The 13,763-nt window shown below is 61.3% G+C and carries 14 protein-coding genes; 3 read left to right on the forward strand and 11 right to left on the reverse strand.

Features of this window, described 5'->3' with window-relative positions; translation table 11 throughout:
- The first annotated feature begins 71 nt into the window (after positions 1-71).
- Positions 72-767, forward strand: coding sequence for a Crp/Fnr family transcriptional regulator (locus tag QM467_RS19040; protein WP_283367918.1), 696 nt, complete (start codon positions 72-74; stop codon positions 765-767).
- A 30-nt stretch (positions 768-797) separates the two neighbouring features.
- Here the strand turns inward: QM467_RS19040 and QM467_RS19045 are convergent, their stop codons facing one another.
- The 9 genes from QM467_RS19045 to QM467_RS19085 all read right to left on the reverse strand — a co-directional run bounded on the left by QM467_RS19045 (position 798) and on the right by QM467_RS19085 (position 9,658).
- Complete coding sequence (locus tag QM467_RS19045) at positions 798-2,366, reverse strand: nitrite reductase (RefSeq protein WP_283367919.1); 1,569 nt, start codon at positions 2,364-2,366, stop codon at positions 798-800.
- Positions 2,347-3,549 (reverse strand): heme d1 biosynthesis radical SAM protein NirJ, encoded by a 1,203-nt coding sequence (gene nirJ / locus QM467_RS19050; RefSeq protein WP_283367920.1) that lies wholly within the window; start codon positions 3,547-3,549, stop codon positions 2,347-2,349. The genes QM467_RS19045 and nirJ overlap by 20 nt, the downstream gene beginning before the upstream one ends.
- Positions 3,550-3,646: 97 nt before the next feature.
- Positions 3,647-4,141 (reverse strand): siroheme decarboxylase subunit beta, encoded by a 495-nt coding sequence (gene ahbB / locus QM467_RS19055; RefSeq protein WP_283367921.1) that lies wholly within the window; start codon positions 4,139-4,141, stop codon positions 3,647-3,649.
- Positions 4,138-4,584: an Lrp/AsnC family transcriptional regulator gene (locus QM467_RS19060; protein ID WP_283367922.1), complete on the reverse strand. Its 447-nt coding sequence runs from the start codon at positions 4,582-4,584 to the stop codon at positions 4,138-4,140. Before QM467_RS19060 ends, ahbB (QM467_RS19055) begins: the two co-directional genes overlap by 4 nt.
- Positions 4,585-4,592: 8 nt before the next feature.
- Complete coding sequence (ahbB, locus tag QM467_RS19065) at positions 4,593-5,567, reverse strand: siroheme decarboxylase subunit beta (protein ID WP_283367923.1); 975 nt, start codon at positions 5,565-5,567, stop codon at positions 4,593-4,595.
- Complete coding sequence (locus QM467_RS19070; RefSeq protein ID WP_283367924.1) at positions 5,564-6,757, reverse strand: cytochrome D1 domain-containing protein; 1,194 nt, start codon at positions 6,755-6,757, stop codon at positions 5,564-5,566. Before QM467_RS19070 ends, ahbB (QM467_RS19065) begins: the two co-directional genes overlap by 4 nt.
- Entirely contained in the window at positions 6,754-7,068 is a 315-nt protein-coding gene (locus tag QM467_RS19075; RefSeq protein WP_283367925.1) for a c-type cytochrome, read from the reverse strand. The genes QM467_RS19070 and QM467_RS19075 overlap by 4 nt, the downstream gene beginning before the upstream one ends.
- A complete protein-coding gene (gene cobA / locus QM467_RS19080) occupies positions 7,058-7,834 on the reverse strand; it encodes a uroporphyrinogen-III C-methyltransferase (protein WP_283367926.1) in 777 nt (258 codons plus the stop codon). Before cobA ends, QM467_RS19075 begins: the two co-directional genes overlap by 11 nt.
- Positions 7,835-7,894: 60 nt before the next feature.
- Entirely contained in the window at positions 7,895-9,658 is a 1,764-nt protein-coding gene (locus tag QM467_RS19085; RefSeq protein WP_283367927.1) for a nitrite reductase, read from the reverse strand.
- A 167-nt stretch (positions 9,659-9,825) separates the two neighbouring features.
- Between QM467_RS19085 and QM467_RS19090 the strand changes: the two genes are divergently transcribed.
- Both QM467_RS19090 and QM467_RS19095 read left to right on the forward strand, forming a co-directional pair.
- Complete coding sequence (locus tag QM467_RS19090) at positions 9,826-11,889, forward strand: NosR/NirI family protein (RefSeq protein WP_283367928.1); 2,064 nt, start codon at positions 9,826-9,828, stop codon at positions 11,887-11,889.
- Complete coding sequence (locus QM467_RS19095) at positions 11,882-12,874, forward strand: FAD:protein FMN transferase (RefSeq protein WP_283367929.1); 993 nt, start codon at positions 11,882-11,884, stop codon at positions 12,872-12,874. Before QM467_RS19090 ends, QM467_RS19095 begins: the two co-directional genes overlap by 8 nt.
- A 62-nt stretch (positions 12,875-12,936) precedes the next feature.
- On the opposite strand, the gene QM467_RS19100 is transcribed toward QM467_RS19095, so the two are convergent.
- Together QM467_RS19100 and QM467_RS19105 are read right to left on the reverse strand one after the other, a co-directional pair.
- Complete coding sequence (locus QM467_RS19100; RefSeq protein WP_283367930.1) at positions 12,937-13,182, reverse strand: hypothetical protein; 246 nt, start codon at positions 13,180-13,182, stop codon at positions 12,937-12,939.
- Positions 13,183-13,290: 108 nt separating this feature from the next.
- Complete coding sequence (locus QM467_RS19105; protein WP_283367931.1) at positions 13,291-13,722, reverse strand: bacteriohemerythrin; 432 nt, start codon at positions 13,720-13,722, stop codon at positions 13,291-13,293.
- Positions 13,723-13,763 lie beyond the last annotated feature (41 nt).

Consider the following 13,763-nt stretch of genomic DNA (forward strand, 5'->3'; position numbering starts at 1 on the left):
CAACGCGATCTTTGGTTCCGCGCCCAAAAGCTGATAAGATTCCGGTGGTCGCCCGGGAAGCTTTTTGAGCCATGATGACCGATGATGAATCTATTTTGATGCGCGCGCCGCTTTTCAGGGCGATGGGGCCGGACATTACCCGCTCCATTGTCCAGAATCGCGTTGCGCGATCATATGATCGCGGCGAACCCATTTTCCAGCAGGGTGACCCGGCTGAATCGTTTTTCGTCGTTTTTGAAGGCTGGGTGAAGCTTTACCGGGAACGTGAAGGCGGCGATCAGGTGGTAGTCGCCATCTTTACTGCGGGCGAGAGTTTTGCCGAAGCGGCGATGTTTCTGGGCGGCCGCTATCCGGCGACGGCGGAAACCGTTTCGCCGGCGCGCATTCTGCGGGTAGATGGCGGCGCCCTACGCCGGGCGATCATTCAGAAGCCGCAACTGGCGTTCGACATGTTGGCGGCGGCATCCCTGCACCTGAAGCAGCTTGTCGAGCAAATTGAACAACTCAAAGCCCAATCAGTGCGGCAGCGCATCGCGGACTTTTTGCTGGATCAGGTTAAAAATACCAGAGGACCAGCAACAATTGCATTGCCCTACGAAAAATCCCTGATCGCCAATCGACTTGGGATGCAGCCGGAAAGCTTTTCACGCGCCCTCGCCAGATTGCGTGGACTTGGCGTAACGGTAGAGCGCGAAAGCGTGCATATTCGGGATGTCGGAAAGCTGGCGGAATTTACCGAAAGGTCGTCGTGGAACGATGAGACCTGAGACTGGCAATCCGGTTGGCGCCCACGTGTTTCAATGGCTGGTGCCTTCCGAAAACGTGATTTTGTTATATACGTTGTATTTGCCGACAGGCTTCGACATCGGCAGGCGCTTGATCTCCTGAAATGTCTCCGCGTCATAGACGATCAACGCTCCGTCCATCTCCCAGACGCTCACCAACGCATGTTTGCCGGCGCGATCGAATTCGACATGGGCCGTGGTTTTTCCGGGCGCCGGTTTCAGCGTGCGCACGACTTGCAGCGTCTCCTTATCGATGATCTGGATTTCGTCCTTGTGCTGGAGCGACAGGAACGAATCCGTCCAGGCGAAGCGGGTTTTCTCGTGGCTTCGCATGAAGAAGCCTGGCCCCGCTGTCTCGATCGCGCCGATCAATGACCAGTTGCTGGTGTCGATAACGCTGATCTTGCCTTCCTTCAGGTTTGGCGTGGCCATGATCCGCTTGCCGTCGCGCAACCAGGAAATGCCCGAGCCCAGATGTGGCATACCCGACAACGGGATTGTGGCGATCTCCTTGCCGACATTGAGATTGACCACGATGGCTTTGCCGCCGTCGCGGTTTGCGCCCAGCAAATCGCGATAAGACGGGTCGAAAAAGAAATCGTCGAGCGGCTCGCTGATCTCGATGCGGCGCAGCGCGAACAGACCCTGCTCAGCGGGAAGGGCCTCGATCATCGATTTCTCATGGCTATGCACAAGGCCAGCATAGACCGGCGCCGCGTCGGGATCGGTGGAGATTTCCCATATTTCAGGCACGTCTTTTAGCGCCGCAACAAAACTGTTGCGTTCGGGGGCCTGGTAAACAGCGGAAACGCGCGAGGGCTTTTTGTCGCGGTCGGCGACGTCGAAAATCTTCTCGATCTTCAGATTGTCCGCCGACAGGATCACCAGCGTATCCGGCAGATAATTGGCGACCGCCAGATATTTGCCGTCTTTCGAAAGGGCAATGTTGCGTGTGTTGATCCCGGCGCGGATTTCCGCTGTGACCTTCAGCGTCCAGAGGTCGTATTTCGTCACCCAGCCGTCGCGCGAGGAGAAAAAGACGTAGCGTCCGTCCGGAGTGAATTTCGGCCCGCCATGCAGCGCGAAGCGGCTGGCGAAACGGGTGATCGGCTCGAATTTGTCGCCGTCCAGAATAGTGACATGATGATCGCCGCCCTCGACGACGACAAAGAGATTGAGTGGATCCGCTTCGAACACTGGCCTCGCGACGGCCGGCGCCTGAGTCAAGACGCGCGAGGCTTCGATCTCATTGGCGCCCCAATGCGGATTGGTCGCTGGCGGGGAATAGACAAAAGCCGCCAGCGCCTTGATGGAAGCCTCGTCGAGTTCGGCCTTGAAGGAGGGCATTTGCGTCGCCGCGCGTCCGTCGCGGATCACGGCCTCGGCGCCGGCCTTGCCGAGGCGGCCGAGATTGTCCGGCAGCAGCGCGGGGCCGACCGCGCCAAAACGGTCGCCGCCATGGCATGCGGCGCATTTCGACTGGTATAGGGAGTTAATGTCGGGATCGGCTTTGGAGGTCGCGCCGAACGCCAGGGAGATCGCCGCAACCGCGACGAAATTCTTATACCCGCGCTTTTTCATTTCGAACTCCCCGGAACGGGCGCATCACCAGACGTTCGGCCTCGGGCGCGCCGATTTCCTCGTCGGTCAGATAGCAGGCCGGATCCTCGGCGAAGGCGTCGCCGCTCAATTGCAGGGCGCGCACTCGCGTATTGCCGCCGCAGATATCGAAAAACGCGCAGGCGCCGCAGCGGCCCGAAATCTTGCGCGGGCGTTGTTTGAGCCCCGCCATGATGGGGTCGGATACATCGGTCCAGATTTGCGAAAACGGCCTCTGACGAACGTTTCCCAGAGAATAGCTCCACCACATCGTGTCCGGATGAACATTGCCGAGATTGTCGATGTTGGCGACATTGACGCCGGTGGCGTTGCCGCCCCATTGCGCCAGCTTGGCGCGCAAATGGCTGGCGCGTTCGGGAAAACGCCGCAAGGCCCATTGGTAGAGAAGCACCGCGTCGGCGTCGTTGTTGCCGGTTACGAATTCACGGGTGTCGCCGCGCTCCAGCGAGGCCCAGGCGGTCTCGAACAAATAGGTCATGGCGTCACGGGTGACGCTCCAACTTGCGTCGTCACCGCGGTTCTTGTTGCCGCGGCCGGCATAGACCAGATGGGATAAATAGAATTTATCCACGTTTTCGCGTTCGGCCAAAGCGACGAGGTTGGGAAGTTCGCGCCAATTATCGAGCGTCATGGTAAAACGCAGGCCGACCTTTACGCCAAGCTCGCCACAGCGTCGCAAGCCAGCAAGAGCGGCGTCGAAGGCGCCGGCCTGCCCCCGGAATCGGTCATGCGTCGCTCCAATTCCGTCAAGGCTGACGCCGACATAATCGTAGCCGATCTCTGCAATTTGTTCCGCGATTGCGCCGGTCATCAATGTGCCGTTGCTGGAGAGTGCGGTATAGAATCCCTTTGCCTTGGCGCGTCTGGAAATATCGAAAATATCGGGGCGCAGCAGCGGTTCGCCGCCCGAAAGGATCAGCACCGGCACGCGAAAAGCCTTGAGGTCGTCCATGACTTCATGGACTTCCTGCGTTGAAAGTTCGCCTGGAAAATCGACATCGCCGGATATGGAATAGCAATGCTTGCATTTGAGGTTGCAGCGGCGCACCAGATTCCAGATCACGACTGGCCCGGGCAGATCGCGTCTTGGGCCGACGGGCGTCGGGTTCTTGAGTTCCCGCAGCATTTCCGTGAGACGAAACATTTTGTCCTTTCAGCTTCTGCCAGGGGGCGTTGCAAATGCTCCCTGGTATCGGCGCCGACGGGCGTGGCGGCGGCTGACGCCGCCGGGGCCAATGATATTATTCCCCGAGTCGCAGCCCGGTCTTTTTCAGAATCCGGGTGGAAAACAGAATGTCTGAACCGCGGCAGGCCGATCCCAGCAGATCGCCGATGCGCTGCGCTTTCAGCTGAACCTCCTCGCGCGAGGCGCCATGCGCCATCGCGAACAGATTGTATGGCCATTCGGGAAGGGACCGGGGACGTAAATAGCAATGGCTGACAAAGTCCAGCGCGCCGACCCAGGAGCCGAGGCGCTCGGCTTCGGAATCCTCTACATCCCAGACAGTCATCCCATTGGCCGTCAATCCCAGTCGATAATGATTGGGAACGAGGCCTATGCGGCGCACAACGCCACTTTCCATCATCCGCTCGAGTCGCGCGATGACATCGGCCTCTGTGGTTCCGATCCGCTCTGCGACGGCCGCATAGGGATGTGGCTCAAGCGGCAGGCCGCCCTGGGTCGACCGGATTAAGGCCAGGTCCAGGGGATCGGGTTGGGAAACGAGCGGTTTCATGCGCGCACCCGGAATTCGACGAAAAATTCGCGGGTTTTCGGGAATGCGAAAACGCGCAGGCCGGTCTGCGCTTCGATCTCCGCGCAGAGCTCCGCAATGCGCTCGGGCTTTTCGGTCGCCAGAACGAACCACATGTTGAGCGCATGGGCGCGTTGGTAATTATGCGCGACCTCACGGTGGGCGTTGACGAGTGCGACCGTCTCGTCAAATCGCTCGGAGGGAACCGCCATGGCGCAAAGGCAGAAGGCGCCGCCCATGGCGTCGGCATTGAACAAGGGACCAAAGCGCGTGATTGACGCCTCATCGCGCATCGCCTTGATGCGTTCGATGACCTGAGCCTCGTCGAGGCCGAATTTTGCGCCGACCTCTGCGAAAGGGCTGTGTGACAGCGGAAAGCCGCCCTGAAACTGGTTGATGATCGCTCTGTCGATTTCGTCGAGCATTGCGGACCTCATGCTGCGGAGAGCCTTGCGCCCCGTTGCCGAAAGCAACGGCGGGAAAATAGAATGGCCATGTCGCGCGCGGAGCAGCCGACTTTCGCGACCAGAGCATCGACCTCCGTCAGGACAGTCTCACGATCGCGGCCGTGGATCATCGAATAAAGGTTATAGCGCCAGGCGGGCGGGCGGCGTGGTCGCTGATAGCAAAGGGTGACGCTTGGTTCGGCGGCGAGGCTCGTGGCTGTCTCGACGAGAGCCTCGTCGTCGATATCCCAGACCAGCATGGCGTTGGCGTGAAAGCCCAGGGCGCGATGTTTGACGACAAGGCCGAAACGCACGATCAGGCCGGCGCGGATCAAGGCGTCAAGACGGCTCAAGACTTTGGCTTCGGACCAGTCCAGCCATTGCGCGACTTGCCGGAACGGGCGCTGGGTGAGGGGCAGTCCATCTTCGATCGCCGTCAGCAGCAAGAGATCGTCAGGCGACGCGCTGGCCTCCACCAGGGGAGCGGCGATCCGGGCCTTGCATGCGCCGTCGAAAACCGGAAAGCCGAGATCGATGTGGAATGAGCGCAACATGGGGAAATTGAGGACGGGCAGGCCAGTTCGATGCTCGATCCGCGAGAGGGTCGCCGCCACCGCGTCCTGGGTGCGTCCGGTGACGACGAACCACAGATTGACCGCATGTTCGCGTTCGTAATTGTGATTGACGCCCGGTTCCGCATTGACGAGTTCGGCAACCGCTTCAAGCCGTTCCTGTGGCGCGGCGATCGCCGCAAGCGTCGACGCGCCAACGCGGTTGGGCCGCAGTACGGCCCCAAGACGCGACAGGACCCCAGCGTCAACCAGCCGGCGCACACGCAGAAGCGCGGCTTCGGCGCTGACGCCGATCTCGGCGCCGACATGCTGGAAGGGCATCGACAACAGCGGAAAGTCGCGTTGAAAGCCGTCGATCAGGGCTTTATCGATGGCGTCGAGCATGGTCATGACCCCAATCGATGCGCGCGCGCGGCGAGGAAAATCCCGGACGGCTTTTGCGCGGGAATCTCGGCCACCTTGGTGCGGCGCCGAACATCCATCACATCGACCCTGTCGGCGTCCCGCACTGAAATCCAAACCTCGTGGCCCCGAGGCGTGAATTCGAGATGCAGCACGGCCGGCCCCGGCGCAAAGCTATGCACGACTTCGAGTGTCGGCACGTCGATGATCTGCACTGTGTCGTTCTGAGGATGGCCGAAATTGAGCCAGACCTCGCGTCCGTCCGGCCGGGCGACGCAGAAGATCGGTTGCCCGTGCACCGGAATGCGCTTTTTCTCGCGCATTGTTTCGAGGTCGAGCACCAGCGCTTCATGCTGGCCTGCCGCGGGCAGGATCAGGTCGTTGGCGGTTTGTCCCCATCCTTCGAGATGCGGCATCTTGTAGACGGGAATTTTGTTGCGACCCGCGTTATAGCCTTGCAGGACGCGTTCGATTTTCGGTTTGGCGCTCCACAGATCGAGATGGGCGAAGCCATCCTCGCCGAACAGCCCCGCGAGATAATGCCGCGCGTCCGAAGTCACGTTGCCGTCATAGGGCAGCAGGCCGACATCAAGGAATTTGGTGACCACGGGAGTCCCGCTTTCGCCAAAATCGGCGATCCAGATTTCGCCCGCATCATAGAGCGAATAGACAAAACGCCGCCCGGGAAGATCAACCAGGCCGACCGTTTTCGAGGCGCGCCCATTGGCGCCGATGGCGGGAATGGACGCGACTTCCGTCAGGGATTCCGCGTCGAAAACCTTGACGCCGCCGGGCTCGTAATTTGAAACGGCCACTAGCCTGCCGTCGTCGGAAATGGCGCCCCCAATCGAATTGCCGCCCTGCACGACGCGCCTCTCGATGCGCATTTCGAGCAAATCCAGCTTGGTCAGGCCGCCGTCGCGCCCGAAGACATAAGCGTAGCGTTCGCAGGGCGAAAACACGACGGACGCATGCGAGAGATCGCCCAACCCATCGATCCGGCCGAGGCTGATCCTTTGCATCGTCTCAATGACGAGGACTGAGCCGGTCGCGCGTTCGACGATGAGTCCGAGCGAGCCGGTTCCGCGCAGGGGCGGCGTCCGCTCGTCGGCGCGCGCCGCCGCGCCGCCCAGGACGCCGGCGGCGAGACCTGCGCCCAAAAAGCCTCTGCGGTTCATCTGGGAAATCCCTCCTTGAGGTTTTCGGCGATCCAGCGCGCGTCTTCCGGGCTGAGCAGACCGCGCCAGGGCGGCATCGGCGTTCCCGACACGCCGTCGAGAATGATTTCGCCCAGCGTCGCCGCGTCCTTGTTGGCCAACGCGCCGGGCAGCAAGGATGGGCCGAGCCCGCCCTTGAGGGTGAGGCCATGACAGGAGCCGCAATCCTCACGCACAAGCGAAACGAGATTTTCGCGCGAGGTTTGTCCGGCTGCCCCAACGATCGAGGCCAGCAGTGCGGCTGCGGCGAATGTTGCCGCGCTAAATCGCATGGCGGACCGTCCGAACGTTCTCGATCTGAGTTGAAACTGAACCGAGCGAGAGGCCGGCAACCTCGCCGATGATGAACAAGACCGGCCCTTCGAACCGGGCCGCTTGGGCCATTTCGACAATATTGTCGAGACGAGCGATCAACCGCCGCTGCGAGGCCATGGTTGCATTGTTGATGGCGGCGACCGGCGTCGATGGACAGCGGCCTTGCGCCAGCAATTGTTCGGAGATGAACGCAATATTGGCGAGGCCCATGTAAACGACGAGCGTGGTGCGCGGATCGGCGAGGCCGGGCCAGTCGAAATCAAGATCGCTGTCATTGCGACCGTGGCCGGTAAGGAACCGCAGGCTGCTGGCGCAGCCGCGCTGCGTCAGAGGAATGCCAGACGCAGCGGCGGCGCCTTGCGCCGCAGTCACGCCCGGAACGATTTCGCAGGCGATCCCCGCCTGCGTCAGATGCGCGGCCTCTTCGCCGCCGCGGCCAAATAACAAGGGGTCGCCGCCCTTGAGACGCACCACCCGGGCATAGCGCGCGGCCAAGCGCACGAGCAATTGGTTGATTTCGTCCTGCGGAACGGGATGGCATTTTGGCTGCTTGCCAACATCGAGACGTGGAATTCCGGTTGGAGCAAGTGCGAGAATAGGCTCGGAGACGAGGCGGTCATAGACCAGCACGTCCGCTGTCTCGATAATCCGCAGGGCTCGGAGCGTGAGGAGGTCGGGCGCGCCCGGCCCCGCTCCGACGAGATAAACAACGCCATTAGCCATGATGCTGCTCCCGCGCGAGGGAAAGAAGCGGCGGCGCCAAAGCTCCGCCGCTCACTTATTTTAGTAAATGTCTTTGCGCGTATTGTTGACGTTGAACTTGCCTGTGGGCGTGATCAGAGCAGGATCCTTGATGACGGCTTTGAGTTTCAAGGTCTTGTCGTCGACGATGACGATCGCCGATTCCTGCGATTTGGAATTCCACAGGGAGAACCAGATCTCGCTGCCGTCCTTGTTGAACTCGCCCTGAACGACTCGCCGCTGGCCTTCGGCAATGCCCGACCACTGGCCGATCGGCAGCACCGTATATTTCGGCTTGTCTTGCGCCAGATCGGCGATCTTGAACACGGCGACCGACGATGCGATCTCCGCGTCCGGGTTCAGCGGGCTGTCGACATAGAGGTTCTGCGATTGCGGATGCGACTTGACAAACAGCGAGCCGCCGCCTTGTCCCTCAACTTTTTGCACAACCTTCCAGGCTTCGTTCGGGTGTTTCACCGGATCTGAGCCGATGAAGGAAACCGATTCGTCGCCGAGATGCGAGGTCACCCATACCGGACCATATTTCGGATGGATGATATTGGCGCCGCGACCCGGATGCGGCGTCTTGCCGCCCGTATCGACGACGGTGACCAGCTTGCCGTCCTTGGTGTCGACGATAGCGATCTTGTCGCGGGCGTTGGCCGCGGAAAACAGGTAACGGCCCGTGGTGTCAAAGCCGCCATCGTGCAGGAACCGTTCGGCCTTGATTTCGCGCGTCTTGAGCTGGTTCAGATCGGAGTAGTCGACCGCGAGAATGACGCCGCGCTCCTTGATGTTGAGATACCATTCCGGCGCGTAATGCGAAGCGAAGATCGCCGCCACGCGGGGTTCGGGATGATATTCTTGCGTATCCTCGGTCATGCCGCGGGTCGAGACGATCTTGAGCGGCTCCAGCGTCGGGCCGTCCATGATCACATATTGCGGCGGCCAGTAGGCGCCCGCGACCGCAAGCTTGTCTTCAAAGCCCTTGAACTTTGAGGTGTCGACCGAGCGCGCTTCCGCGCCGATCTTGACCTCGGCGACCACATTCGGCGTTGGCGCCCACAGGTCGATCAGGTCGAGCTTGGCGTCGCGTCCGATGACATAGAGATAGCGTCCCGATTCCGACATGCGCGAAATATGCACGGCATAACCGGTCTTGATGCGGGTGACGATCTTCTTCGAGGCGCCGTCGATCAGCGCGACTTCGCCCGCGTCGCGCAAAGTGACCGAGAAAAGATTGTCGAGATCGAGGTCGTTCATTTTTTTCGTCGGCCGGTCGGCGACGGGGACGATGACCTTCCAGGTCTCTTTCATCTCCTTCATGCCGAACTCCGGCGGCGTGGCCGGTTCGTTCAGCAGGTAGCGGGCCATCATGTCGACTTCTTCCTTCGACAATTGGCCGGACGTGCCCCAGTTCGGCATACCCGCCGGCGAGCCGTAAGTGATAAAGTCGCGCAGATATTCGTAGCCGAGCTTCTTTGTGAGGTCCGTGGTCAGCGCCTTGCCCGTGGCACCCTTGCGCAGAACGCCATGGCAGCCGGCGCAACGCTCGAAAAATATCTTGTTGGCGGCGGCGAACTCTTCCGGCGAAAGTTTTGGGTCTCCAGGCTTTTGTCCCGGCTGTTCGGGGGTAGGGAGCACATTGAGGTTCGGCTCGTAGGGCGGAATTGGCGAAGCCGGGTGCGACTGAACTTTAGGCGCAGGTTGTTGAGCGTTGGCGTTTCCTGCTGCGAGTCCGGCCGCGAGCGCCAGGGCCGCGCCGAAGGGCAGGGCCTTTCGCAGATGTTTGGTCATTTCGAACATGGCTGTCCCTCCGATGGAATGACAGAACAGCTATGTCACGCGCGGAGAAGCTCTCCTTGACTTCGGTTAGGCCAAACAAAATTGTGCGAGCTAACCGAAGTCAAAGAGGAGAATTGCGGAATATGCGCAATTGGCCGAGCCCGGGCGGCGGGTTCGGCGGCAAGATAATGATTGAGAAAACCGCTTTACAGGTTCTGCGATCAGGGCTCCTGGCGCTGGCGCTGCTGTTCGCTCCGGCAGTGCGTGCCCAGAATCTTGAAAATTTCGCGCGCGCGGCCTTCGCGCACGACGCCGCGAAAGTCGAATTCGCTGAAAGATCGATCGATGGAGCTCAAATTGTCGAAGCGCGCGCGGACGGTCGCGTGCGCGGATGGGCGTTCTCGACCTGGGCGGTGATTCAGTCGGTCGGCTATTCCGGGCAGCCGGTGGATATCGAGGTCGCGCTCGACGCCAATATGACGATTATCGCCGCGCGGCTGGTGCGTCAAAGCGAACCTATTCTGATCATTGGAATTTCGCCGGAACAATTGCGGGAGTTCGTCGCCGGCTTGAGTGGGCTCGACGTTCTGGGCCTGAACCGCGTGACCGGCTTGTCCTCGGCTCGGCGCGCGGACGCGCTGGCCGGGGCGACGGTCTCCAGCGGAGTGTTTCGCGACGCCGTGGTGCGCTCGGCGCGGATCGTGGCCCGCGGCGTTGGCGCATTGGCGGCTTCCGGTGGGATATTGCGCGAAAAATTCGAACCTTCGGATTGGACCGGCCTGATCGCGTCGAAGGCCATTGCAAGCCGGCGCGTTGACGCGCGGGAATTCGCCAACGCCGTGGGCGGGCGCGCGCCGGAGCCGGATCTCCTTCTGATCGAGGCCTTCGCCGCTTTGGCGACGCCTGCTGGCGTTGGCCAGAATTTGCTCGGCAAACACATCTATGATTCGCTGATCGCGACGATCGGCCCGAAAGACAATCTGTTGTTCGTCGGCGCGAACGGTCTGCTCTCGTTCAAAGGCTCAGACTGGCGCAGCACGGGCGTCTTCGATCGTCTGACCCTGCTTCAGGGCGACCGGACCATCCGGTTGACGCGTGAGATGTATCGCGATCTCGACCAGCTGGCGCCGCCGGACGCGCCGGAGCTACGCGAGCGCGCTCTGTTCATTCTGCCGTCGAGCTCTGGCTTTGATCCGGCAAAACCCTTCCGCCTGTCGTTTCTTTTGTCGCGCGTCGACGCCGACCGCGCGACGCAGGCCGCGCCATTCGATCTCGACTACCGTTTGCCGGAGTCCTATGTCGCTCCTCCGCCCACAGTGACCGATCGCGCCCTGTGGATGGACATCTGGCGGGCGCGGGCGCCCGAGATCGCGGTGCTGCTCTCCATGCTGGCGACGCTGTTCGCGATCCTGCTGTTCCAGGACACGCTGGTCGAGCATCTCCAACTTTACCGGCGGACGCGGATCGCCTTTCTCGCCGTCACGCTCCTGTTCCTGGGGCTCTATTCCAAGGCGCAATTGTCGGTCGTGCATGTCGTGACCTTCATCCATGCGCTGCGGACCGATTTCAAATGGGAACTGTTCCTGCTCGACCCCTTGATCTTCATTCTCTGGGGGTTTGTGGCGATGGCCATGCTGTTTTGGGGGCGTGGCGTTTTCTGCGGCTGGCTGTGTCCGTTCGGCGCGTTGCAAGAACTGCTCAACGAAGCGGCGCGTCGCCTCGGCGTCAAGCAGTGGGAGCCGCCATGGGCGCTGCATGAACGCCTGGGCATGATCAAATATCTGGTGTTTCTCGCGATTTTCGCCATTTCGCTCAATTCGATGGAATGGGCCTTTCGCGCCGCCGAAGTCGAGCCGTTCAAGACTGTGGTCGCGCTGCATTTCATGCGCGCTGCGCCATTCGTGCTGTTCGCGGGGGCGACGCTGGCGGCGGGTCTGTTCGTGCGGCGCTTCTATTGCCGCTATTTATGCCCGCTCGGCGGAGCGCTGGCCCTGCCCGCGCGCCTGCGCACCTTCGAATGGTTGAAGCGGCGTCCGCAATGCGGGAAGGAATGCCGTCAATGCGCGGTCCAATGCCCCGTCAAGGCGATCAATCCGCAAGGGGTGATCAGTCCAAATGAGTGCATCTACTGTTTGAACTGCCAGGCGATGTATCACGATGCGAAAGTCTGCAAAGGACTGGAGGGCCGAGAAGCGCGACGGGTGGCGATGGAAGCGATGCTCGCGGCAAGGAAGGACGCCGGCCATGGTTGAAACGCTCCTCACGCGTAGGCGGACCCTGACCATTCTGGCGCTCGGCGTCGGGGCCGCCGCCATTGGCGCGTCCCGCGCTTCAGCGGATTTCGAGTGGCGCGGCGAGGCGATGGGCGCGCAGGTCCGGCTGCTTTTCGCGGGCGAGGGCTATGTCGCGCCGCAGATCGCCGTCGAGGCCATTCTGGAGGAAATTGAACGCCTTGAGCGCATTTTCAGCCTTGCGCGCGAAACGTCCGAGCTGTCGCGTCTGAACAGGCAGGGCCGACTTGACGCGCCGTCGCCGGACCTTGTCGCCGTCCTGAACCTCTGCGCGCGCGCCCATCAAGCGACAGGCGGGCTGTTCGATCCGACCGTGCAGCCGCTCTGGAACCTGTATGTCGATTGGTATGCGTCCGATCTCGACCGGACGCCGCCGGATGGGCCCCGCTTCATTGAAGCGCGAGAGCGAGTCGGATTCGAACGCGTGGCTTTCGATGCCGGCGGAATATCCTTGTGCGCCGGAACAAGCATGACCTTGAATGGCGTCGCCCAGGGCTATGTCACCGATCGCGGCGCCGACTTGCTGAAACGATACGGATTTTCGCGGGTTCTGGTCGATCTTGGCGAAATGCGTGCGCTTGGACGTCCGGCCAAGGGGCGATGGAAGATCGATTTGCCGGAGGGCGGCGGGACGATCGGCCTGCAAGGCGGTTCGCTCGCGACTTCGGCCGGATCGGGAACAGTTTTCGCCCACAACGGCGACCATCATCTTTTTGATCCGCGGACCGGGCGGCCGGCGCGTTCCTGGCGCTGGCTGACCGTCCACGCCGGTTCGGCGATTGTCGCCGACGCTCTGTCGACGGGCCTCTATATCGCCTCACGGGCGGAAATCGCGCCGATGATCCGGGCGTTTCCCGACGTTTCCGTTTGGGCGGCGGATTACGAGGGTCGGGCGTTCCGTAGCCCGGCGCAAGGCGAATTTGGCGCATCCCTTGAGATGAGCTGAGCCTTGCGGTCTATACCACCTCTTGCGGGGCCCAAATTCGCGTCGATTAAGACAATTCCGAATTAGAGCGCCAATACTGTCTCCATCTCGACAGTCGAAATCCTGTTCGCGCGCCCGCGCTTTTCATAGGCGGCCAAGAGCTTGGAGGTGGAAGACGTCGGCGCCGCATTGCCTTCCAGTTGGGCGATGCAATTCCGGATTCGCGGATCCCTCGCCATTCGCGCCGCCTGCTGGTCTGGGGAAAGACCTGCGAGCAGCGGGCAATTGCCGGGATCGAAACGCCCCTTGGTGGATGTTGCATTGCACATGATTTCCGCCCCGAGCAGTTGCGAACCAGCAACGCGTTATCGCCCGAGGCATGCCCCGGGCGACAAACATATTAAACCGGGAAACGGCGCGGTTCGCTTTGATCGAGATCAACTGGCCATGCAAGCGGACTGCGGCGCGCAATCGGATTCGGGCGGGCTTTTCGCGGAACGGTTGGTCAGAAACGTCGATGTGACCTGGTCGACGCCGCCAACATGATTTGCGACGAGGTGGGCCAGGACAAAGCCGATTTGGTGACGTTGCACCCTTGCGTCAGCTGTCGCGAGATAAGCCCGCATCGTCTCGACCTCTCGAAGCAGGGCGGCGTGCTGCGCCTTGTGGCAGGACAGAATCGGAACCTGCTCCCGTTCCATCATGATTTCTTCGCGGCTGAAATGATCGCAAATTTCCTGAGCGATGGCTTCGAACAACGGTAACAGTTCCGCATCCCTGGTCTGTGGGAGAGTGCTGAACATGTGTTCGAGCACGGCATGGTCCCGGTCCATGAGCGGGACGCCGAGGGGCAGCTTCGGTAAATTCATGACGTCCTCGAAAAGATGGTGCGTTCAAACCTGAATGCGCA

This window comes from Rhodoblastus sp. 17X3 (assembly GCF_030056575.1).
In the GTDB taxonomy this organism is placed as follows: domain Bacteria; phylum Pseudomonadota; class Alphaproteobacteria; order Rhizobiales; family Beijerinckiaceae; genus Rhodoblastus.